The organism is Sagittula sp. S175, from assembly GCF_049800975.1.
Lineage (GTDB): Bacteria > Pseudomonadota > Alphaproteobacteria > Rhodobacterales > Rhodobacteraceae > Sagittula.
The window spans coordinates 1-21,919 of the sequence record NZ_JBNAGB010000024.1 but is presented as its reverse complement, the minus strand read 5'-3'; the positions used below and the strand labels follow the sequence as shown (position 1 = coordinate 21,919).

At 62.7% G+C, this 21,919-nt stretch carries 25 protein-coding genes; 10 read left to right on the top strand and 15 right to left on the bottom strand.

The features are described 5' to 3' along the window. Positions 1 to 257: 257 nt before the first annotated feature. From ACP16H_RS21745 to mbfA, 4 genes are all read right to left on the bottom strand, one after another. The gene (locus tag ACP16H_RS21745; protein WP_425074331.1) at positions 258 to 647 is read right to left on the bottom strand and encodes a hypothetical protein; all 390 of its coding nucleotides are present in this window, start codon (positions 645 to 647) and stop codon (positions 258 to 260) included. 19 nt (positions 648 to 666) lie between these two features. Then, a complete protein-coding gene (locus tag ACP16H_RS21740) occupies positions 667 to 1,443 on the bottom strand; it encodes a DUF6478 family protein (RefSeq protein ID WP_425074330.1) in 777 nt (258 codons plus the stop codon). Positions 1,444 to 1,518: 75 nt separating this feature from the next. Next, a complete protein-coding gene (locus ACP16H_RS21735; RefSeq protein WP_425074329.1) occupies positions 1,519 to 2,175 on the bottom strand; it encodes a dihydroxy-acid dehydratase in 657 nt (218 codons plus the stop codon). Positions 2,176 to 2,411: 236 nt separating this feature from the next. Continuing rightward, complete coding sequence (gene mbfA, locus ACP16H_RS21730; protein WP_425074328.1) at positions 2,412 to 3,386, bottom strand: iron exporter MbfA; 975 nt, start codon at positions 3,384 to 3,386, stop codon at positions 2,412 to 2,414. A gap of 171 nt (positions 3,387 to 3,557) precedes the next feature. Between mbfA and ACP16H_RS21725 the strand changes: the two genes are divergently transcribed. The 6 genes from ACP16H_RS21725 to ACP16H_RS21700 all read left to right on the top strand — a co-directional run bounded on the left by ACP16H_RS21725 (position 3,558) and on the right by ACP16H_RS21700 (position 7,276). Next, positions 3,558 to 3,725: a hypothetical protein gene (locus ACP16H_RS21725; RefSeq protein WP_425074327.1), complete on the top strand. Its 168-nt coding sequence runs from the start codon at positions 3,558 to 3,560 to the stop codon at positions 3,723 to 3,725. Between the two features lie 67 nt (positions 3,726 to 3,792). After that, complete coding sequence (locus ACP16H_RS21720) at positions 3,793 to 4,431, top strand: TetR/AcrR family transcriptional regulator (RefSeq protein WP_425074326.1); 639 nt, start codon at positions 3,793 to 3,795, stop codon at positions 4,429 to 4,431. Positions 4,432 to 4,452: 21 nt separating this feature from the next. Continuing rightward, a complete protein-coding gene (fghA, locus tag ACP16H_RS21715; RefSeq protein WP_425074325.1) occupies positions 4,453 to 5,277 on the top strand; it encodes an S-formylglutathione hydrolase in 825 nt (274 codons plus the stop codon). After that, positions 5,277 to 5,729, top strand: coding sequence for a YaiI/YqxD family protein (locus ACP16H_RS21710; protein ID WP_425074324.1), 453 nt, complete (start codon positions 5,277 to 5,279; stop codon positions 5,727 to 5,729). Before fghA ends, ACP16H_RS21710 begins: the two co-directional genes overlap by 1 nt. Further along, positions 5,730 to 6,350, top strand: coding sequence for an HAD family hydrolase (locus ACP16H_RS21705; RefSeq protein ID WP_425074388.1), 621 nt, complete (start codon positions 5,730 to 5,732; stop codon positions 6,348 to 6,350). Continuing rightward, complete coding sequence (locus ACP16H_RS21700; protein WP_425074323.1) at positions 6,347 to 7,276, top strand: alpha/beta fold hydrolase; 930 nt, start codon at positions 6,347 to 6,349, stop codon at positions 7,274 to 7,276. Before ACP16H_RS21705 ends, ACP16H_RS21700 begins: the two co-directional genes overlap by 4 nt. Positions 7,277 to 7,279: 3 nt before the next feature. On the opposite strand, the gene ACP16H_RS21695 is transcribed toward ACP16H_RS21700, so the two are convergent. Further along, on the bottom strand, positions 7,280 to 8,524 hold the full coding sequence (locus ACP16H_RS21695) for an MFS transporter (protein ID WP_425074322.1): 1,245 nt from the start codon (positions 8,522 to 8,524) through the stop codon (positions 7,280 to 7,282). A gap of 508 nt (positions 8,525 to 9,032) precedes the next feature. Between ACP16H_RS21695 and zapE the strand changes: the two genes are divergently transcribed. Then, complete coding sequence (zapE, locus tag ACP16H_RS21690) at positions 9,033 to 10,097, top strand: cell division protein ZapE (RefSeq protein WP_425074321.1); 1,065 nt, start codon at positions 9,033 to 9,035, stop codon at positions 10,095 to 10,097. Between the two features lie 72 nt (positions 10,098 to 10,169). Here zapE and ACP16H_RS21685 read toward each other — a convergent pair whose 3' ends face one another. From ACP16H_RS21685 to ACP16H_RS21650, 8 genes are all read right to left on the bottom strand, one after another. Then, complete coding sequence (locus ACP16H_RS21685; RefSeq protein WP_425074320.1) at positions 10,170 to 10,775, bottom strand: LysM peptidoglycan-binding domain-containing protein; 606 nt, start codon at positions 10,773 to 10,775, stop codon at positions 10,170 to 10,172. Between the two features lie 216 nt (positions 10,776 to 10,991). Continuing rightward, positions 10,992 to 11,612 (bottom strand): LysM peptidoglycan-binding domain-containing protein, encoded by a 621-nt coding sequence (locus tag ACP16H_RS21680; RefSeq protein ID WP_425074319.1) that lies wholly within the window; start codon positions 11,610 to 11,612, stop codon positions 10,992 to 10,994. A gap of 22 nt (positions 11,613 to 11,634) precedes the next feature. Beyond that, complete coding sequence (locus tag ACP16H_RS21675) at positions 11,635 to 12,207, bottom strand: rhodanese-like domain-containing protein (protein ID WP_425074318.1); 573 nt, start codon at positions 12,205 to 12,207, stop codon at positions 11,635 to 11,637. Between the two features lie 126 nt (positions 12,208 to 12,333). Continuing rightward, the gene (locus ACP16H_RS21670) at positions 12,334 to 12,753 is read right to left on the bottom strand and encodes a hypothetical protein (protein WP_425074317.1); all 420 of its coding nucleotides are present in this window, start codon (positions 12,751 to 12,753) and stop codon (positions 12,334 to 12,336) included. A 62-nt stretch (positions 12,754 to 12,815) separates the two neighbouring features. After that, positions 12,816 to 14,090, bottom strand: coding sequence for a bifunctional folylpolyglutamate synthase/dihydrofolate synthase (locus tag ACP16H_RS21665; RefSeq protein ID WP_425074316.1), 1,275 nt, complete (start codon positions 14,088 to 14,090; stop codon positions 12,816 to 12,818). A 29-nt stretch (positions 14,091 to 14,119) separates the two neighbouring features. Beyond that, a complete protein-coding gene (gene accD / locus ACP16H_RS21660; RefSeq protein ID WP_425074315.1) occupies positions 14,120 to 15,091 on the bottom strand; it encodes an acetyl-CoA carboxylase, carboxyltransferase subunit beta in 972 nt (323 codons plus the stop codon). 86 nt (positions 15,092 to 15,177) lie between these two features. Continuing rightward, positions 15,178 to 16,077, bottom strand: coding sequence for a lysostaphin resistance A-like protein (locus tag ACP16H_RS21655; RefSeq protein ID WP_425074314.1), 900 nt, complete (start codon positions 16,075 to 16,077; stop codon positions 15,178 to 15,180). Further along, complete coding sequence (locus tag ACP16H_RS21650) at positions 16,074 to 17,120, bottom strand: fatty acid desaturase family protein (RefSeq protein WP_425074313.1); 1,047 nt, start codon at positions 17,118 to 17,120, stop codon at positions 16,074 to 16,076. Before ACP16H_RS21650 ends, ACP16H_RS21655 begins: the two co-directional genes overlap by 4 nt. Before the next feature lie 58 nt (positions 17,121 to 17,178). Here ACP16H_RS21650 and ACP16H_RS21645 point away from each other — a divergent pair, with 58 nt between their 5' ends. Then, entirely contained in the window at positions 17,179 to 18,114 is a 936-nt protein-coding gene (locus ACP16H_RS21645; RefSeq protein WP_425074312.1) for an AEC family transporter, read from the top strand. 34 nt (positions 18,115 to 18,148) lie between these two features. Here the strand turns inward: ACP16H_RS21645 and ACP16H_RS21640 are convergent, their stop codons facing one another. After that, positions 18,149 to 19,804, bottom strand: a complete 1,656-nt coding sequence (locus ACP16H_RS21640) for a Y-family DNA polymerase (protein WP_425074311.1) — start codon at positions 19,802 to 19,804, stop codon at positions 18,149 to 18,151. A 150-nt stretch (positions 19,805 to 19,954) separates the two neighbouring features. On the opposite strand from ACP16H_RS21640, the gene ACP16H_RS21635 reads away from it, so the two are divergent. After that, complete coding sequence (locus tag ACP16H_RS21635) at positions 19,955 to 20,257, top strand: I78 family peptidase inhibitor (protein WP_425074310.1); 303 nt, start codon at positions 19,955 to 19,957, stop codon at positions 20,255 to 20,257. 2 nt (positions 20,258 to 20,259) lie between these two features. Here the strand turns inward: ACP16H_RS21635 and ACP16H_RS21630 are convergent, their stop codons facing one another. After that, a complete protein-coding gene (locus ACP16H_RS21630) occupies positions 20,260 to 20,715 on the bottom strand; it encodes a hypothetical protein (RefSeq protein WP_425074309.1) in 456 nt (151 codons plus the stop codon). Between the two features lie 134 nt (positions 20,716 to 20,849). On the opposite strand from ACP16H_RS21630, the gene ACP16H_RS21625 reads away from it, so the two are divergent. Then, positions 20,850 to 21,919: S-(hydroxymethyl)glutathione dehydrogenase/class III alcohol dehydrogenase (locus ACP16H_RS21625; RefSeq protein WP_425074308.1), on the top strand; the 1,070-nt coding region annotated here is incomplete at its 3' end.

The window sequence follows — 21,919 nt, the reverse complement described above, 5'->3', positions numbered from 1 at the left end:
CGCGCAACGGGTTCCGGGGCGCGACTCAGGGCAACAGGTTAACAACCGGCCGGTTTTCGGGTCAAAACCGGCCGCGACTCACCTTAACGCAGCGCGATTTTTGTTCAGCTTTTGTTAATCCGTTGTGCCCTGGGGCCCCGCGCCCCCCCAGATGCAGCAGGCTTTTGACCGCGCGCCCGGTTAACCCCACCGCGCGCCATGGAAACCATTCCCGCGACGGATGAAATTAACCTGCGAATTGGCGTCCGTTCACAACCTCAGGTCGTCTCAAGGCAATGCCGCCGGAACGCCCGTTTGAGCATGTCCAACTCGGCCCGCAACAGCTCCACCTCGGCGCGGATATCGTCGCCCAGCGCCTCGCCCGAGATCAGCGTGAAACTCTCCAGCACCTCGTCGATGGTCGCATCCACGATCAGGAAAGTCTGCACCCCATCGCCGACCGCCTCCAGCGGCACGGGCACCTGCACCAGCCAGCGCAAACCGGGGTCGCGCATGTCCGGAGTCATCTCGGTCACCGTCACGCCGGACACCGGCTGATCGCGCAGCGTCACCTGGATGTCGGGTGGCGTGCCGGTCTCGGCGGCCATTAGCACACCTTCCCAGACGCCCTCGCGGAACCGGGTCTTGGTCAGGGTGAATGCGCTCATCTCGTCTCTCCCCGTGCCGTCACAACGCGGCCCGCTTGCGGCGGCTGAAGGTCAGGTCCCGCAGGACCACCTGGTTCATTTCCGGCCCTTCAAAGATCAGGTCCAGCCACATCTTCTCCACCCGCTTCTCGTTCAGCTTGGTGTAGGCCAGATCGAACTCGACGTTGATTTCTTCAGCGTTCAGAGGCAGTTCGCGGACGATCTGCTCGGTGTTCGGGCCGTGGCGGATGTTCAGCCGGGCGAAAATTTCCAGCGGTTTTTCCATCTCCACGATCGTCTCGATGCGGATCAGGTGATTGCGTTTCAGGCCCCGCGACGCCTCCTCCGGCAGGTCGATCGCAAGCGACAAATACGACCCGTCAAAGCGGAACACGTCCAGCCGCAGACCATATGCGGCAAGGTCCGCCTCGCGCATGTTGCGGATCTGGCGCAGGGTCAGTTCCGAATGCGCGCAATCGTGGAACAGGGTCGCCTCGCCGCCTAGCATCGACTTCGACTCGACCGAGGACATGCCGGGGATCGGCAATGCCCCGCACCACAGTTCCGGCCGCCAGGCCCAATCCGCATCCACGGGACGGGGAAACGCCTGATTGCCGATCATCGGCAGCGCCAACCGACCTTCGGCCACGTGAATCAGTCGGTCCAGATGGGTGCGCAGACGCCGGGCGCGCGTCCGACTTTCGCGCAGGCTGTGCAGGTCCATCTGGTCAGCCGACCGCGCCGCCTGCGCCCAACGACGCAATCCGGCAAGGAAAACCGCCTTGTCCAACCAGCCCTGCCGTAGTCCCCCTGCCATGCCCCTGGATGCCCCCCGCTGCATGAATCCCGATTCCGACCGAAGTTTTCGGTTTCGGAAGCATTATGGCAAACCCTAGCTGCCGAATAAACGTGAAAACATCTTATTTTGTCTAGGTTTCTCAAGGGTGGTCGTGGTTTTTGCATCGACCACGGCGACCGGCTTACCGGACCCGGCGCGGCGGATGCTCGCCCGCACCTTCTCCAGCATGACCACGCCGCGCTCCCCTGCCAGCGCATCCCCTTTCGGGGCATAAAGCGCCAGGCCGACGGCTCGCTCCCCCTCGATGAACGCCCCGCGCCAATACCGCGTGTCTCCCTCGTCCAGCATCGCATCCCCACCGCTGGCGAGATGCGCCACGACCAGCCCATCCCGCATCCCGCCCGCCAGCAGATCGGTCCCCGCCGCCTCGGCCAGGGCGGCTGCATCCGGCAGGTCCTGCACAGTCGCCCGCGGCCCGATCGTGACCGTCACGATCACCGGAGCGACGTAGATACCAACCTTTCCGTCAGACAAGATCAGGCAGGAGGCGATGACAGCGATCCCGCGCCCGGCGCTCGACGCGCTGGTCTCGGGATCGAGGCAATAGCCCTCCGGCCCGGCCACAACGACCGCGCCCCCGGCAAAGGACATCTTGGCCAGCGGAGGCTTGCGCTTCGTCGTGACGGAGGACGCCTCGGAACCGTTCCCGGCAAGGTCAGAGACGGGTGCCGCGCTGCACCCTGCGAGCATGACCGCTACCCCCGCGCTGACCAACCAGCACCGCAGCGACGCCCTGACGGACGAACACATGAGCACGGATATGTCCTCCCCAAGTCTTCCGCCCATCGGGATAGCCGCTGGGAAGCCGTCGGGCAAGCATGGGTTGGCCGGTCAACGGATCACGCGACGCGTGACGCGTGACGGGACGGCGGGCGGGGCGCCTTTCGACGCAGTCGAAACAGCGCCGTCCCGCGGCCCCTTTGGCGTCAGCCCGCGCCAATAAGCGCCCCAGCGCCAAACACCAGCGCCCCGCCCAACACCACCTGGAAGGCCGCGCGCCAGAACGGCGTCTCCATGTAACGGTTCTGGATCCACGCAATGGCCCAAAGTTCAACGAAAACAACGATCATCGCCGTAATGGTCGCGGTCCAGAAGTGCGGGATGAGATAGGGCAGTGCGTGGCCCAAACCGCCGACAGTGGTCATGACGCCCGCCGCGATGCCCCGTTTTATGGGCGACCCACGCCCGGACAACTGCCCGTCATCCGAAGCGGCTTCGGTAAAGCCCATGGAGATGCCCGCGCCAACCGATGCGGCGAGCCCCACAAGGAAAGTCGTCCACGTGTTCTGCGTCGCAAAAGCCGTGGCAAAGATCGGCGCAAGCGTCGACACCGAACCATCCATCAGGCCCGCAAGGCCCGGCTGCACCCATGTCAGCAGGAACTGGCGCTTGGCCATGTCGTCTTCGCTCTCGCGGGCAGCCTCGTCGAGGTGCTCCTGCTCCAGCCCCCCGGCCGCCTTCTGGTGGCCCGCTTCGGCGGCGGCGAGGAATCCCAGAAGCTTGCGCGTTCCTGCGTCCGACGTGCGCTGCGCCGCCGCGAGGTAGAACCGCTCGGCATCCCGCTCCATCGCCTCGGCCTCAGTGCGGATGCGTTCCAGCGACAGGTTCTCGACCAGCCAGACCGGTTTGCGCGCGTAGAACCCGGCGACGTGTTCGCGGCGGATCAGCGGGATCACTTCGCCGAACCGCTGGCGGTGCAACTCGATCAGCGACGCCCGGTGGTGGTCCTCTTCGGCGGCCATGCCATCAAAGATCTTCGCGGTATCGGGATACTCCCCACGCAGCTTCTCGGCATAGGTGCGGTAGATGCTGGCGTCATCCTCTTCGGACGAAATCGCCAGTGCGAGCACCTCCTGCTCTGTCAGATCGTCAAACCGCCGCCGCTGCATCAGGAACCGCATGGTGCCATCCTTTTATTAGAATGATTCCAAACTATAAAATTGACGCGGCTATGCAAGGTCCGAATGGGGGGTATGGCCATTCTGCCGCAGCGCAGCGATTGACAAACTGAACGACTCGGTTCATTTATATGAACCATACAGTTTAGTTTACTTCCAATGTGGAGAAGACCAATGACCCGCAAGCTCATCCCAGCCCTGCTCCTGTCGCTCATCGCGATGCCCGCCTTGGCCAATGTCGGCCCGTCCTTCCTGCCCGACCTGACCTTCCCGGCACCCGTGCAGCAACCGGACGTTTCGACCCAAGGCTGCGCAGCCACGCAAACCGACCTGTGCAAGTAACGTTGCGTTTCCTTGCCGAGACTGAACTGAACGGTCTATATCTTCTCTCGATGACGGGAGAAAACGTATGACAGCGGGCAAGGCTGCCGAAGATACAGTCAAGGACGTCCGCAAGGGCCGAAAGTACGACCAGGTGATCGCCGGGGCGCAGGAAGTCTTCCTGCGCGACGGTTTCGAAGGCGCCTCTGTCGACGAGATCGCCCGCGAGGCAGGAGTCTCGAAGGCGACGCTTTACAGCTATTTCCCCGACAAGCGCCTTCTTTTCATGGAATGCGCCTGTGCCCAGTGCAACCGTCAGGCGGACGAGGCCATCGTCGCGATCGACTTCACCCGCCCCCCGCGTGAGGTGCTGCCGATCGCCGGTCGCAAGTTGCTGGACTTCATGCTGTCCGAGATGGGTCAGAAGATCTTTCGTGTCTGCGTGGCTGAATCCGACCGATTTCCGGAACTCGGACAACGCTTCTACGAAAGCGGCCCGCTTCTGGTGCGGCGCGCGCTGGTGTCCTACCTCGAAGTGGCGCAATCGCGCGGCGAGGTGGCCATCGACGACATAGGCCTCGCCGCCGACCAGTTCGCCGAGCTGTGCAAGGCCGACCTCTGGCCGCAGCTTGTCTTTGGCCTGCGCAGCGAATTCTCACAAACCGAGCGCGACCGGATTGTTGATGGCGCTCTGGACACCTTCATGGCACGGTACGGCGCAAAGTGATCTGACCACCGGGGGACTCCCATGAAGACCGTTTCCGAGAACCGCAGCTTTGGCGGCACGCAAGGCGTGTACACCCACGCTAGCGACGCCTGCGCCTGCGACATGACTTTTGGCCTGTTCCTGCCCGAAGAGGCAAAGCACGTCCCCGTCCCGGTGCTCTGGTATCTCTCCGGCCTGACCTGCACTCACGAAAACGCCATGACAAAGGCGGGCGCACAAGCCTGGGCCGCCGAGATGGGCATCGCGCTGGTCTTCCCCGATACCTCGCCGCGTGGCGAGGGTGTGGCGAATGACGAGGCATACGATCTGGGTCAGGGCGCGGGCTTCTACGTCAATGCCACGCAAGACCCGTGGAAACCGCATTTCCGCATGTGGGACTACGTGGCCGATGAACTGCCCGCCCTGCTGGGCGCCAATTTCGCCGTGGACATGGACCGTCAGGCCATCACCGGGCATTCCATGGGCGGGCATGGCGCGCTGACGCTGGCGATGAACCTGCCGGGGCGGTTTACCTCGGTCTCCGCCTTCGCGCCCATCGCCAACCCGACGCAATCGGATTGGGGCAAGAAGCAACTGGGCGCATACCTGGGCGACAGCGGTTGGGAGAAGCATGACTCCACCCTGCTGATGCAGGAGAAAGGCTTTGACGGGCCGATGTTGGTCGACCAAGGCACCAGCGACCAGTTCCTTGATCTGTTGATGCCCGAGAGCCTTGCTCAGGCCATGGCCGCCCGTCGGCAAGAGGGGATTTTCCGGATGCAGAAAGGCTATGACCACAGCTATTTCTTCATCTCGACCTTCATGGAAGATCACGTCGCCTTCCACGCCGAGCATCTGTTCGGCTGATGACGACCCTCTACATCGACGCCGACGCATGCCCGGTGAAGGACGAGGCCGAGCGCGTCGCCACCCGGTTCAAGGCACCGATGAAACTGGTATCGAACGGTGGGTTGCGCCCCTCGCGCAACCCTTTGGTCGAGATCGTCGTGGTCGAAGCCGGGCCGGATGTGGCGGACATGTGGATCGCGGACCGCGCTGGCAAAGGCGACGTGGTGGTGACCAACGACATCCCGCTTGCCGCGAAATGCGTCGAGGCCGGGGCGCAGGTGCTGCGACCTGACGGATCGATCCTGAACGGGGCGAATATCGGCCAGCAGCTTGCCATGCGGGACCTCATGGCCGACTTGCGCGCCGCCGATCCCTTTCGGCAGGGTGGCGGCAAGAGCTTTTCCAAGGCGGATCGCAGTCGGTTCCTCGACGCGCTGGACCGGGCCATGCGTCAGGCCGCAAAGGGGTAGATCATGATCGAGGCGGTGATTTTCGACGTCGGCAACGTGCTGATCGAGTGGCAGCCCGAACGATACTACGATCCCCGGATCGGCGTCGAACGACGCAAGGCCATGTTCGCCGAGGTTGACCTGCACGGCATGAACGACCTCGTGGACCGTGGCCATGACTTTCGCGATACGATCTATGGCTGGGCCGAAAAATACCCCGAATGGCGTGACGAAATCCGCCTCTGGCACGATGACTGGCTGGAGATTGCGAAGCCAGCGATCCCGCATTCCGTGCGCCTGTTGCGCGCATTGAACGCCAGAGGGGTCCGCACATTTGCATTGACCAATTTCGGGATCGGGACATGGGCCATCGCCACTCCGGCGTATGATTTCCTGAATGAATTCACCCATGCCTATGTCTCGGGACACATGGGCGTGGCAAAGCCTGACCCCGAAATTTACGCCATGGTCGAGGCTGATTGCGGCCTGCCTGCCAAGGCGCTCCTGTTCACCGACGACCGGGCCGAGAACATCGCCGCCGCTCAAGCCCGCGGTTGGCAGACGCACGTTTTTGACGGCGCGTCCGGCTGGGCAGACTGCCTCGTGAGCAAAGGGCTTCTGACCGCTTCGGAGGCAGCGTGAGCTACTGGTTGACCGCTGCGGGAGGGCTTGTCGCTGCACTGCCCGCGCTGCGCGAATTGCGTCGCCGCCCCCGAAACGCACGACTTCGGGCACAGGCTCCGGGATCCTTCGCCGATCTGTCTCAGGGGGTCACCCACTATGACTGGCTGGGTCCGGAGCGGGGGCCAGTGGCGGTCTGTGTTCATGGGCTGACCACGCCCTCCTTCGTCTGGCTGGGGCTTGCAAGACGGCTGGTGGCCATGGGGTATCGCGTTCTGGTCTACGACCTGTACGGGCGCGGTTACTCCGCAGCGCCGCGCGGCCTGCAGACGCCCGGGGTCTTCTCCCGGCAACTGACCGACCTTCTGGACCACGAAGGCCTGACCGATGACATCACCCTCATCGGCTATTCAATGGGTGGCGCGATCTCGGCCCATTGGGCATCCGAAAACGGTCACCGGCTGCGTAGGCTGATCCTTCTGGCCCCAGCGGGCATGGGGCACGAGCTTGGCGCCATGGCGCGGTGGGCCGTGGAATGGCCGGTATTGGGTGATTGGCTGTTCCACATGGCCTATCCCACTTTGTTCCGAAAAGCCGCTGAGGCGGAGCGCAACGCGGCCTCGAGCGTCGAGGACATCAGTGACCTGCAAATTGGTGAACTGGACCGGCGCGGGTTTGTACGGTCGGTGCTGTCGTCATTGAGGGGCACCTTGCGACGCTCTGCGGAGGCTGCGCACCGTGAAATCCACGCCACCCACCTGCCCGTGACTGCCATCTGGGCCCGCGATGACAAGACCATTCCCCTGCGCGCCATGGGGCAGCTGACGCAGTGGAACCGTGATGTCCGGCAGGTCGTGATCGAAGAGGCGGGGCACGGACTGACTTATACTCACGCCGATGCCGTGGCGCAGGCGATTGCCGAAACCTGGGACGGTCCGGTGATCTGACCGTCAGGCAGCCACTGGGCTGACCGGCTGATCGCGATGTTCTTTTACCGGCAGGTGCACCAGCGCGCTGAATGCGCCGACACCAACGCCGATCCACCAGACCAACGTGTAGTCGCCATAGATGTCGTACATCCGCCCGCCCAGCCAGACGCCGAGGAAACCGCCGATCTGGTGGCTGAGGAAAATGATCCCGTACAACGTCCCCATATAGCGCAGCCCATAGAGATGCGCGACCAGGCCAGAGGTCAACGGCACGGTGGCCAGCCACAACGCCCCCATGACCGCAGAAAAGATCAACACCGACGTCGGCGTGATCGGCAGCATGATGAAGGCCGCGGCAGCCATCGTCCGCCCAAGGTAGATGCCTGCAAGCAGGTATTTCTTCGTGTAGCGCTTACCCAGCCAACCTGCGGTCAGCGTTCCCATGATATTGAACAACCCGATAAGCGAGATTGCCACGGCCCCCAGCGCCGAAGTCGACGTGACCCCCATGGACGACAGCACGCTGCCCGCCATGATCGGCGAGCAGAGTTCCGTCACAAAGGCGGGGAAATGCGCGGTGATGAAGGCCAGCTGATACCCACAGGAGAAGAACCCAAGAAACAACAGCGTGAAGGATGGGTCGCGGAAGGCCTTGCCCAGGATGGCGCCCATGGTTTCTTCGATTTCGGCCTTGCTCGCTGCAGGTGCCCGCATCAGCGGCAGCGTCAGAAGCATGGCCAGCAGGGCAAGCGAGAATGTAACGAAGACGGATTGCCAGCTCATCACCGCCAGCAAGGCTTCGGCCACGGGCGCGCCAAACACCTGACCGGCGGAGCCGGCAGCCGTGGCAATGGCCAGCGACATTGAACGGTTTTGAGCACTGGACGCGCGTCCCACAACCGCAAGGATGACGCCAAAGCCGGTCCCCGCGATGCCGAAGCCCACGAGGACTTCCCAGGCCTGCATCGCAAATGGCGTATCAGCCATGGCCGACAGCACGAGGCCTGCGGCGTACATCAGCGCGCCGAGCACGATGGCGAAGCGATCCCCCAGTTTCTCCGCGAATGCTCCGAAAAGAGGCTGGCCGATGCCCCAAGCGAGGTTCTGGATCGCAATCGCCAGCGAAAATTCAGCCCGCGCCCAGCCGAATTCCTCGGCGATCGGGATCTGGAACACACCAAAGCTGGCGCGGACCGCAAAAGACACCATGATTATGAAGCAGCCGACCACAAGCACGGGGGTCAGCAAGGGGGCCGTTTTGGTCATGGACGTCTCCTGTTCACGCGCGAACAGCTGTACGCGAGACATCGGAATGGTCAAGAATGGCCAACGTGATCGGGCCCATCAGCGTTCATGATACTAGACCGCGCCACACTCCGGCACCGGCGCTGGACAGGCAATCGGAAAACCTTGGGTCAGACGCCAAAACCCCCGCGAACATCGCCGGGATATGCACTTGGGCAGCAGTATTGGATCTGGCTCATTCCAACCGGACGGCGAACCAAGGGTTCTCCGAAATGAATGATCCCGTTTCCATCCCACAGTCGGGCGATGGGCCCATCAAGGTGTCGAACCATCCCCGGAGAACAGTCTGGTCACCACCAGCATGTGCCTCGGGCTGCAATCGTCTTCATGAAGCTCCACCCGGTCTAACGGTCGGGCAATCTGGCAAACCCGGCAGATCCGGTGCATCGAATGTCGAACGTCGCGGCTATGTTGGTAAGTCTGCGGCAAGCCTCTACACAAAGCGTATGGGTCACGCTATTTCGCAGGCATGCAAACCGTTCAAGATCATTACGAGGCGCGCGTCGCTTCGGGACAAATCAAGCCAGACGAAGCTCAACGCGCCTCACTGCCAGAGTTCGAACGTATGCGCGCCGCCTTGGCCGAGCCTCAGAAGAAGGGATTGTTCCGCCGCGCGCCGGAACCGCCGAAAGGCCTGTATCTTTGGGGGGGAGTCGGGCGCGGCAAGTCGATGCTGATGGACCTGTTTGTCGGAACGCTCAACGTTCCCGCGCGTCGGGCCCATTTTCACGCCTTCATGCAGGAAATGCATGCTGAAATGCATCGCTTGCGCGGGAATGGAGTCGAAGACCCGATCAAACCCTTGGCCAAGGCCGTATCCGACAACTTCAAGGTTCTTGCATTCGACGAGATGCAAATCACCGACATCACGGATGCCATGCTGGTCGGACGGCTGTTCGAACAGTTGTTCCAGGCGGGAACCGTCGTGGTGACGACCTCCAATCGCCTTCCTGACGATCTGTACAAGGATGGGCTGAACCGTCAGTTGTTCCTGCCTTTCATTGCACTCATTAAGGATCGCATGGAGGTGCGAGAACTGGCTTCGGCGACGGATCATCGCCAAGACCGCCTCTCGGGTGCACAGGTCTACTTCACACCAGCAAATGCGGCGGCGCGGAAGGCGATTGATGACATCTGGGAGGAACTCACTCACGGGATCGAAGAGCCTCTAACGCTGCATGTGAAGGGACGCGAAGTCGAGCTGCGCCGGTATCGCAACGCCATGGCGCGGGCGCCATTTTACGACCTTTGTGGCCGAGCCTTGGGACCGGCTGACTATCTCGCGCTCGCCGACGCGGTGAGGGTTCTGGTGATCGAGGATATTCCGCGTCTCTCGCGGCACAACTTCAACGAGGCCAAGCGCTTCGTAACGCTCATCGACGCGCTGTACGAAGCAAAAGTTCGAGTGATTGCCTCAGCCGCCGCTCAGCCGGAGACATTGTACGTCGAGGGCGCTGGCAGCTTTGAATTCGAGCGGACCGCATCGCGCCTCAGGGAAATGCAGGCCGCCGAATGGGGTGCGAGCAGAACCTGATCGCGCAAAAGGAACAGGGCCCTGAGGGCCCTGCCTAGTCACTGCTCGCTCGAGGTTCTCTGCCTTGTTCAATCATTCCGGAATGGTCAGAACCATTCCGGCCCGCAGATCCGCAGGATTGCGCACAACTTCCTGGTTGGCTTCGAGGATCTGGAGATATGCGACTGTCGTACCGTAGAAACGGAATGCGATGCCGGGCAGGCTGTCACCGGCCTGAACGGTATAGGTGCGCGTGGCTTCGTTGGCAGTCGGAGTTGGGGCCACACGAGCCGTCTGGACCGGTGCAGGCTCGGCGCTTCGCGCGGCCACCGGCTTCTTCAATTCCTCAAGGATTCCATAGCCCATCGCCTCGATAGCGCCGCCAACGCGGTCTTCGGTCGAGGCTTGCAGTGCTGCGCTCTGGCTCTGGGTCCGTGGCGCCTCCTGCAACACGGCGGGCGAAGTGACGCTCGCGCCGACCTCGGGACGCTGATCGATATCGGTCGAGACCTCCCCAGAAGCTTCTTCGATTTCGGGCGCACTGACGGGGTTCAAGGCAGGCTGCAACCCCATCACATCGGGGTTGGAGCGGCTGACCTGATCGGGTGACTGAAGCGAACGATCCTCGCCGGTAAGCGCCCAAAGCAGGGCAATGGTGCTCGACACGAAGCCCAAAACCATGACAAGAGGCCGGATCATGCGCCCGCCCCTTTATATGTAGCGGCCCCGGACAACCGTCCGGCGCCTCCGCAACGCGAAGTCATGTTGAACATCCCCCAAAATCCGCGCGTTCGATTTTTTGGCAGTCTCGCGCAGTTTCAGCCACTATAGGCGAATCGCCGGAAGTCCGTCAACATATAGAGACACGGTCAAATTGTATGCGCTGTGGACAACGCTTGCGCTACAGGTAGCTGCTCAACGTTCCGGCAGAACAAGCGTCTGTCCGGCACGGAGATCATCCGGCCGCGTCAATATCGACTGGTTTGCTGCAAACAATGGCCCGGTCATGTTGACGTCGCCGTAGACGCGCTCGGCGATCATCACGAGGCTGTCGCCCTCCTGAACGATATACATCCCCGCGTTGGTCGGTTTCCGAGGGCTCTGTGCGGCAGGCGCCCCGTCAAGTGAGCGCCGCACAATGGTGTGCAACAGACTGCCGGGCTGGCCCGGCGCGCTGTCACGGCCCGTCGCCTGGTTCAGCCCCGAGAGAGTATTCCACGTCATGCGACGCATTTCCTGGTCATCCAAAGGAGCGCTTTCTTTTCCGGACGAAGGAACAGGTCGGCTGACGAGCGGCGCCATGGGTGCAACGCGAGCGATGTCACTCTGATCCGAAACCGGGTCGGCAGGTTTCTGAAGAGCAACCTCGGGCTCCGATACGTCCATGACATCGGCGGTCAAGGCAGGCTGGGCTCTCGTGACAGCTGGTTCCAGCGCCGGCGTCTCTGGACCGCGATTACGTGCACCGGGCTGAACGATGACCAAGGTCACGGTGATCGCGATGAACCCGAGCGCAAAGAGGACCATACGGATCATGTCAGTCTTCCCCCTTTTGTCATCATTGTCCGGCGGCAAGGCTCAGGCCCAGCGCCTCCCATGCGGCCATGCCGCCACGGTAGTATTTCAGTTTGGTTGCCGGGTAACCCGCATCCAGAAGGCTGCGCACGGCCGCTGCGGCTTCGGGATCGTCAGGCCCGGCGCCGAACAACACCAGATCGAAGGCGCCCGAAAAATCACCTGTCCGGACGCCGAGCGCATTCAGCAAGTCATCCCGATACGGGTTGTCTGGCCTCAGGGTCGAGGACGGCACATTGACGGCGCCGGGGATTGTTCCACGTCCGTAACCGTCAGGCAGACGGGAATCGACCAGAAGCCCCTTTGCGTCCGAGACGAAAATATCGAGGAAATCCAGTACTTCAAGTTCACCGATCGTACCGACGCCCGGCGCCGCCTGCATCGGCTGCACACAGGCGGGCGGACAGGATGCTCCGGCACGTTGCACGGCCAAGGTTTGACCGTTCACCGTCGTCTTGAACGCGGCCATGTCTTCGGTAATCCGGCTCGATTGAGCATAGACGGGCAGCGCCATGACAATGGCGGCGCAAACGGTCGGAAAAAGACCTTTGACCATACTGCTCGTCCTAATGGGGGCCCCTACCGGGCCACTAACCCTTGTCGTTGTCTCCAGATATAGGACAGCCTGGGCGAATCAGTCAATATCCGGACCCATTTTTGCCGCCAATGCGGCGGCGCGGCATCACGACGGGTCGACACGGCCGATTGCCTCTGGCGGCAGGCCGAGCCAGGCAATGGCCTCGGCCTTGTCCTCGAAAACCTTGACGTGCAGATGGGGAATCCGGTTCAGCATCGTCGCGAAGTTCACCAGTTCCGACAGGACCCTCCGGTCATCGATGAAGATGGCTGAGTGATGCGGTCGGTCTTCGAGCGGGACACGCGTCTCGTCGCCAATGACCTCTCGCAGCATGTCGAGACCGAAATGGAAAATCGACATGGACTCGACCGCGCTGAAGTCGCTGAGACTGATCTGCGCGGACCGGACGGTGGGATCGGCACTGAGCGTTTCGAAAGCACTGGCAAGATCGCCCAAGGTGAGCCTGCCTTCCCAGTGGATCGACAGCAGTCCGAGGTCGTCCAGATATTGGTAGTTCAGCGCCATCAAGTCGGGGTCCGCGGGACGAGTTTACTTTCCCGCAGGTTAAAACATATATAGTTGATAAATCAACTGCTTTCGGACAGGACACGGCCGGCCAGATACAAAGATCCGCATATAAGCACCCGTGCTTCGGGAAAGTCCGCCGCGATCCGGTTCAACGCTTCGGGAACGCTGGCAGCGCTCTGCGCGTCATGCCCGACCTCGGTGGCTTGCTGCGCGGTTTCCGCTGCGGGCAGCGTGTTCGCCTCGCCGGGAATGGAAACGGCGTAAAGGCCTCGGGTGAACGGCACCAAGGGACGCAGGAAACCCTTGGAGTCCTTCGTGTTCAGCATACCGCAGATAGCAAATGTCGGGCGTTCGGGAAGCGAGGACAGATGCGCCGCCAGTGCCTCGCCCGCAGCGGGGTTGTGCCCACCGTCGAGCCAGAGTTCCACGCCCGGCGCGGCCTCGGTCAGGGGACCGCGGCGCAGGCGCTGCATCCGCGCGGGCCACTCTGCCGATGTGACAGCCGCCTCGCAGGCCGCTTCGTCCGCGCCAAGATGCCGAAGAGCGGCGATCGCTGCGCCAGCGTTCTGGTACTGATGTGCCCCGGGCAGGACTGGCAGCGGGAGATCGAGAAGTCCGGTCTCGTCTTGGTAAACCAGTCGCCCGCGTTCCTCCCATACGTGCCAATGCTGCCCAAAGGCCAGCAGCGGGGCACCCAAAGCGGTGGCACGGGCTTCGATCACATCCATTGCAGCGTCCGGCTGGGGACCGACAACACAAGGTACGCCGCGCTTGATGATCCCCGCCTTTTCGCCCGCGATTTTGGCCAGCGTGTCCCCCAGAAACGCTTCGTGATCCATTGAGATCGGGGTGATGATCGTCAAAGCAGGCTTTTCGATCACGTTGGTGGCGTCAAGGCGCCCGCCCAGCCCGGTCTCCAGCAATGTGTAATCCGCGGGGGTACGGGCCATGGCCAGGAGGCCGGCACAGGTCGTGATCTCAAAATAGGTGATCGGCTCGCCCCCATTGGCCGCCTCGCACTCATCCAACACTGCCATCAAAGCGTCTTCGGAGATCAGCTCACCGGCGAGGCGGATACGCTCGTGAAACCGCACGAGATGCGGAGACGTATAGGCGTGGACACGCTTGCCCGCACTTTCGAGACCGGCGCGTATCATCGCCTGTGTCGAACCTTTGCCGTTCGTCCCGGCCAGATGGATCACCGGCGGCAGGTCGCGCTCTGGATGGCCCAGCGCTGCCAGCAGGCGCCAGACCCGGTCCAGGACCAGGTCGATCACCTTGGGATGAAGCGTCATGAGACGCTCCAGGATCACGTCAGACCCCCGAGTTTCCATCGTTAAAGATCCTTTCGAAAAGGTCAGGCCTACTTGGTTTTATTCTTGGTCTTGGCTGCCGTGATGGCGTCCACTGCGGCATTGCCCTCGATGTTCGCCTCGGGCGCCAACTCTTCGGAGCCCGGTTTGGGCAGGTCGCCCCACGTCGGAGGCGGCATCTGCATCAGCATCCGGCAGATCGTGATCAATTCGGCCCGCATCTGGCGGCGGTCGGTCACACGGTCCAGCATCCCGTGTTCCAGCAGGTATTCGGCGCGCTGAAACCCTTCGGGCAGCTTCTCTCGGATCGTCTGTTCGATAACACGCGGCCCCGCAAAGCAGATCAGCGCGTTCGGTTCGGCGATCTGAATGTCACCCAACATGGCATAGGAGGCCGTTACACCACCTGTCGTGGGATGCGTCAGCACGACGATGTAGGGCAGACCCGCTTCCTTCAGCATCTGCACGGCGACGGTGGTACGCGGCATCTGCATCAGAGACAGGATCCCCTCTTGCATCCTTGCGCCACCGGCGGCGGAGAACAGGATCAGCGGGCGGCCCAGCTTCACCGCCTCTTCGGCCGCCGCCACGATGGCGTTGCCGACGTACATGCCCATGGAGCCGCCCATGAAGCTGAAATCCTGCGCGGCGCAGACCACGGGGGTGCGCCCGATTTCACCGGCGGCGACCAGCATGGCCTCTTTCTCGCCGGTGGATTTCTGCGCGGCCTTCATGCGGTCGGGATATTTCTTGGAATCGCGGAAATGCAGCGGGTCATGGACCGGCTCGGGCACCGCGATCTCGTTGAAGACGCCACCGTCGAACAGCGACAGGAACCGGTCCCGCGGCGTGATGTTCATGTGATGGTCGCAGTTCGAACAGACGTTCAAATTGTCGCTGATCTCGCGGTGGAACAACATGGTTCCGCAGCTGTCGCACTTCGACCAGAGGTTCTCGGGAATCTCGCGGCGCGAGAAGATCGAATTGATCCGCGGACGGACGTAGTTTGTGATCCAGTTCATTGCGACCCCGAGTAATACCCTGTCTTCGGGCTGCACTTATGCCCGCCTGCGACAAAATGCAATTCGCACGTATCGTGTCGGCGAGGTTACGACCGGATCGCCAGCCTCGCGGCCAGCCAACTGACCCCCATTGTGGCCAGATCTATGGGTAGGAAGGCGGCGATAGCCGCTTCGTCGTCGGGCCCGAACGGCAATTTCATCAAAGCAAGGCCGGACATCTCGCCTTGGGTCGAGATGATCGCCATCGCAGCAAAGTTGTTGACCAGATGCATGGCGACCGCCGGGCCAAGGCTTCCGGCGCGCGCGGTGAGATCGGCGGCTGCCACGCCGAACAGAAACGCCCAGAGCGTGATGGCAAGAGCATTGCTGCCGTAGGTTTCGGGTGCATAGTGGCCCAAGGCAAAGGCCAGCGATGGCACGGTGAGCCATATCCAAGGTTGCGGCAGACGCGCGGCCAGTTGGCTTTGGAAATAGCCCCGGAACAGAAGCTCTTCGGAGCCGGTCTGGATCAGCAGCGCGAGCGTGGTCAAGGGCAGCAAAACAAGCCATCGGGACAGTGGCAACCCCGGCTCAGTTTCCATGGCCAAGGGCCAGGGCGGCAAACATGCAATAGCGACATTCAGCGTGACGAGCACCGCCAGGACACGCCAAAACTGTGGCCAGAACAGCCGCCTGGGGCCAAACAGGCCCAGACCGGACCGCTTGTGCAGCACTTCGGCGGTGACCATCGTACCAAGCCCCATGGCCCCCATCATGAACAACAGCGCAAGCAGCCCCAGAGGGGTGTCGGCAGTCTCGACCGCTGTGACGAGGTCAAAGCGCGCTTCGGGCGTCAGGAAACCGCCAACCACCGCCATGACGCCGCGCGCGAGGCCAAACATGACAACCGCTGCCAGGAACAAACCGACCACCAGCCGCCACAGGGCACAGCTGGGACGGGCCGGTGTCGTCAAAGCGGCGTGCGGCGTGTAAGGCTTTCGGATCATGAGCGCATAGCCCAGGGGCGCGCGCTCGCCTGCTTCAGGACATCAAGGTAATTCGGCGCCATCGTCATCCGCTCTTCCATCCCTTTGTCGCGCAGCAGGCGGTGCATCTGCGGCAACCTGTAAGCCGGAACATGCATCACCAGGTGATGTTCGAGGTGGTAATTCACCCAATAGGGCGCGACCAGGAGTCTTTCCAGAGGATTTGCCAGTGTGGTGCGGGTATTGCGAAACGGGTCCTCGGTCTGCTCGACAGCCCCGTGTTCGGCGATGTTTCGGACACGCAGGACCAGTTGAAACCATGTCAGCAAGGGAAGCAGCCAGAAAGCGAACCAGTACCACCACGCGAACAAGGCCCAGAACAACGCGAACAGACCGGCATTGACCAACAGGGCCCGGCCCAGCAAGGGACCACTGAAGGCCTGTGCCAGATCCTGACTGCTCACGCCCTCGGTCTCTCCGACCAGACGAAAGGCATATGCAATCTGCGCCGCGCGCTGCCTGATCCCTGTCCGCCCCGTCAGGTCGCGCAACAGCTTTCGCCTCAGCGAGGCGCGGGTGGTGGGAAACGGCTTCGACAGCTTCAGGTCCGGGTCTTTGTCGTTCTGCGTGTGTCGATGGTGCTGAAGGTGATAATGGCGATAGCTGGCCAAGTCCGCCAGAATGGGCCGCCCGCACAACCATGCTCCAACCCACTCGTTGAGCTTTCGCGTACGAAACAGCGCGTTGTGCGCCGCCTCATGCATCAGGATCGCCAGTCCCAGTTGCCGCGATCCGATCACGATCACTGCCAGCAGGCAGGTCAACACGTTGGGCCACAGCGTGAACAGCCAGACCGACCCGAAAATCAGCCCCCAGGCATGTATGACCAATGCCCACCCCAACAGGTCCGAGCGCCGCGACAGGGATCGGATCTCTTCACTGCTCAGAAAGGCTTTGCCCGGTGTCATCCCGATATGATCCGGACCAATCTGCGCCCTGTCAACGCTGCGCTGGAGCATGGTCTTGCCGTCGGGCGTGCCTTTTCGGTCTCCAAGCCCGGACATGTCGCCTGTTCGGGAAAGCCCGCATTGACCCCGGCGACCGCCGTGTTATCCCGCTGACATGCTGGCGATCTTTCTCAAGACATTGCCCTTCTTCGGTTTGATCGGCCTCGGATACGGGGCCGCACGGACGCGCTTTTTCTCGGTCGAGGCGACGGCCCACCTGACGAAGTTCGTGTTTTATTTTGCTCTGTCGGCCATGCTGTTCCGGTTTTCGGCCAATCTGTCGATGGACGAGATATTCGAGCCCCGGCTGGCCAGCGCCTATCTGTTCGGGACGACAGTCGCCTACGTGATCGGCATGATCGTGGCGTTCCTGCGGAAACAGGACATGTCGGTTGCGGCAATCGAGGCGCAATGTGCGGCGATTGGCAATACCGGGTTCCTCGGTGTTCCCATGCTCGCGCTGTTGTTGGGACAGGAGGCCGTCGGGCCGATCATCCTCGTCTTGTCGATCGACCTGATCGTGTTCTCCTCTGCACTGACGCTGATCGTTACGGGCGCACGCGAGGGCACCATGTCATTGCGTATCCTGCGCAATCTCGCCATTGGCCTGCTGAAGAACCCGATGATCGTGTCCATCGGATTGGGCCTCATGGTGTCGGCCTCCGGGCTGGGCCTGCACGAGGTGCTGGACAGTTTCTTTGCCACGCTCGGAGCCGCCGCGACACCGGGAGCCCTGTTCGCCATCGGCGCCTCGCTGGCATCGAAATCCGCCGAGAGGATGGAAGTCGCTGTCTGGCTGTCCTTTGCCAAGCTGATCCTGCACCCGCTCTTTGTGGCCATTGGAGTCTATTACCTGTTCCCGGTGGATGCCTATCGTGCCTCGGTCGTGATCTCGGCCGCGGCCCTGCCCGTGGCGGGCAACGTCTTCATCCTCGCCCAACACTACGGAATTGCGCCACAGAGAGTCTCGGCTTCCATTCTGATCTCCACGGCAGCCAGCATCCTCACAGTTTCAGCCATCATTGCGGCCGTTGCCGTCCCCGCCCCCTGATTTTTCTGCGAAAAATCGGGCGCTCCTGGCGATGTCAGGCAAAGCTTCCGTGGCAGAACCAGCCTGAAGAAACCGCGCCACCATACGCATAGAACAGCCACAGCCGGTCGCCCTGCGCGGTGCAAACGTCCCAGTAATCCCGCGGCCCGGACCGCCACGCGGTATCCTCCAGCCACCACTCCGGCATGATCCGTTCGGGACCACGCGCCATGACGGTCTCCCAGTCGCGGCCACGCCAACGGAATTCGGGCGCAAGGTCTGGCCTGTCAGGGGCTATTACAGCCTCGGGCGGCCACATCAGCAAGGGACGAGGACGATCATCCACCGGCCAGATCATGGCAGGGTCGGTCCAGGTCGCAGCCACCACGTTCCACATCTTGTCCGGGACATGGCTGTTTGCCGGATGATAGCGGGTGACCGCCTCCGTCCCCAGCCGCGCCCCCAGCCGTCCGACCAGATCGTCCAGTCCGCGCAGGGTTCCACGACGGCTCTCTCCCTGCGTTGCGGCCTCCACATGCCCGGCCATGGTGCGCGCCCTTACGGCCTCCGTCCGCACAGCCTCCATCCGCAGCATGTCGATGCCCGGCCCGGCCTCCATCTCGGCGATCTTCATCCGCACCAAAGGCATGATCCGCTCCGGCTGCATCAGCGCATCGGCAAGGACGACAGTCTGCCACTGCATGATGTGATCACAGCGATGTGCTTCCAGCCGCAACACACGCACGCCCTGCCCCTTGGCACGCAGCCCAGTGCACAATCGGTCCAATAACCGGGCAAAACCGTCAGCGACATCCTCCTGCAGGCCGATCGGCTCGGGAAAGGAGATCCGCACGGCAAAGCGATCCGGCGCGGCGGCGGGGCCGATCGGCTCTGGTACATTGCCGGTGGCCTGGTCCAGACGGGCCAGCACCTCGTGACCAAAGCGGCGGGCGAGTGTGGCACGCGGCTGCGCCATAAGGTCACCGATGCTGCGCAAACCGACGCGGGTGAGCGCCTCTTGCGTCTCGGCGGGCAGCCGTAACGCCGCAATGGGCAAGGGAGCCAGAAGACGCGTGGCGGCTCCGGGTGGCGCGATATGATCGCGCGAGCGGCCCCCGGGAACCTGTATCGGTGCGGCGCCCCCCCGCTCCCAATGGCGCCGCTTTCCGGCCTTGGCACGCGTCGCCGGGGCCTCCTGCTCGATGGCATCCCCGCTGCGGGCATATTGTCGGTCCGAACTGGTGAACCGCGCCAACGCCCAGGCCGCCCCCAGCGTATCTGCAAGCCCCGAGCGCACGGTCAGCCCAAGATCGTCGCAGTCCAGCGCGATCTGCCGACACAGCCCGTCTTCCCCCCCGAACAAATGAGCACAGCCCGTCAGGTCGACGACCAGCGAGTCCGGAGGATGCGCCGAAACCCATGGCGAGAACTTTCCCGCCCATCGGTGCAGCGCCTCGAGAAACGCCATTTCCCGCGACGGATCGGCAGGGCGCGTGACGAGCCCCGCGCAGATGGCATGGGCATCCCGCAGCGGTTGCCCCGGGTACAGCCCCTGCATGGAGGCGATCAGGTTCATCGTTCCCAGGGTCTGTGCATTCCCTGCCGTCACCACGGTCACAACGGGTTTGCCGCTCAGATGCGCTTCTTGGCGTAGCCAACGTTCAGCGCCCAAGCGGGGAAACCAAAGGGAAAGAATACGGCGGGTCTGCATGGCGGTACATTTTTGTTCGCTTTTTGTTCTAAAGCGAGTCGCAAAGCGAGTCGAGTCGTGCCGCCCTATGCGGACATCCGCCTGCGCTTGAATGCGAATGTGGATACCGATGTTCCGCGCACCACATGGTTCGGCAAAAGGAGTGTCCCGATGTACAATCTGATCACGGCCCTGTCGCTGGCTGCCCTGCAATATGGGCCTTCAGGTCCAACCGACCTTCACCTTGCCATGGGCGCGCGCCAATCCGAGGCTCCGCCGGAAGCCGCCACCGGCGACTGCGCTGCCGCCGCTTTTGCTCCGCTGATCGGCCAACCCGCTTCGGCGACCGAAGCCGTGCCCGAGCCAAAGCGCATCCTTCGGCCCGGCGATATGATGACGATGGACCACCGCAGCGACCGGACGAATATTCACCTCGACGAGAACGGAACAATCGTGGATCTGCGCTGCGGTTGACCCTAGGCGCGACGTCGCGTGATGAAGGAGACGCTTTCCCTGAGCGCCGTTTCCTCGTCGTGACGGCGCGCCAGTTCATCGATTTCGACACCAAGCTGGCTGCGCGTGGTTTTCGTCGCGTGTCGGAGCGCATCGGCCAGTTGACGCGCCCGGACATCCTCCGCCTGCCGCGCCTGAATGGTGAAGTGCAGTTCGGCATGGTCCAACGCAAGTATCGCCTCCTGCCGACGCGCAATCCGGGCGCGGAGCCGCTCAGCCGGGTCCTTGTCGGCTATCAACAACGCATGCAGCACCGACAGGCGTACCGCGTCATCACAATGCCCCGCCACTTCCTCCCGAAGCGCGTCCGGTCGCGGTGCCGCTGCCAGAACCTGCGCCAGAAGAACAGCGTTTTCCTCGGAATATTCGGCTATCGCGTCACGGGGCGTATCGAGCACAACGATGGACGGGCTGGACATGTGGCCTCCTCCTCACATGAGAACATGGCGAGGGTGCGGTCGAAGCCTTGAAGATTCGATTAACGACGCTTCGACTTGCGGCTGGAACGTAGTTAACGCAAGGTCCCGGCGAAATTCCAACCGGGAGAATACATATGCGCACCCGTGCCGCCGTCGCCCTTGAGGCCGGCAAACCGCTCGAGATCATGGAAGTGGAACTGGACGACCCGAAGGCGGGCGAGGTTCTGGTCGAGATCAAGGCCACCGGCCTGTGCCACACCGACGAATTCACCCGCTCGGGCGCCGACCCCGAGGGCCTGTTCCCCTGCATCCTCGGCCATGAGGGCGCGGGCGTGGTGGTCAAGGTCGGCGAGGGCGTCACCACGCTGAAGCCGGGCGATCACGTGATCCCGCTCTATACCCCGGAATGCCGCCAGTGCCCGTCCTGCCTGTCGGGCAAGACCAACCTCTGCACCGCCATTCGCGGCACGCAAGGCCAGGGCCTGATGCCCGATGGCACCACGCGTTTTCACATGCTCGATGGCACGCCGATCTATCATTACATGGGCTGCTCGACCTTCGCGAACCACACGGTCCTGCCGGAAATCGCGCTGGCCAAGGTCCGCGAGGACGCGCCCTTTGACAAGATCTGCTACATCGGCTGCGGCGTCACCACCGGCATCGGCGCGGTGATCAACACGGCGGGCGTGGAAATCGGCTCGACCGCGGCGGTGTTCGGCCTTGGCGGGATCGGTCTGAACGTGATCCAGGGCCTGCGCATGGCGGGCTGCGACATGATCATCGGCGTGGACCTGAACGACGACAAGGCGGAGATGGCGAAGAAATTCGGCATGACGCACTTCGTTAACCCGTCCAAGGTAGACAACACCGTGCAGGCGATCGTCGACCTGACGAAGCGCGGCGCGGACCAGATCGGCGGCGTGGACTATTCCTTTGACGCGACGGGCAACGTGAAGGTGATGCGCGACGCTTTGGAGTGCTCGCACCGTGGCTGGGGCGTGTCGGTCATCATCGGGGTCGCCCCGGCGGGGGCCGAGATCTCGACCCGTCCGTTCCAGCTGGTCACCGGCCGCGTCTGGAAGGGCACCGCGTTCGGCGGCGCCAAGGGCCGCACCGACGTGCCGAAGTTCGTCGACTGGTACATGGACGGCAAGATCGAGATCGACCCGATGATCACGCACAAGCTGACCCTGGACGAGATCAA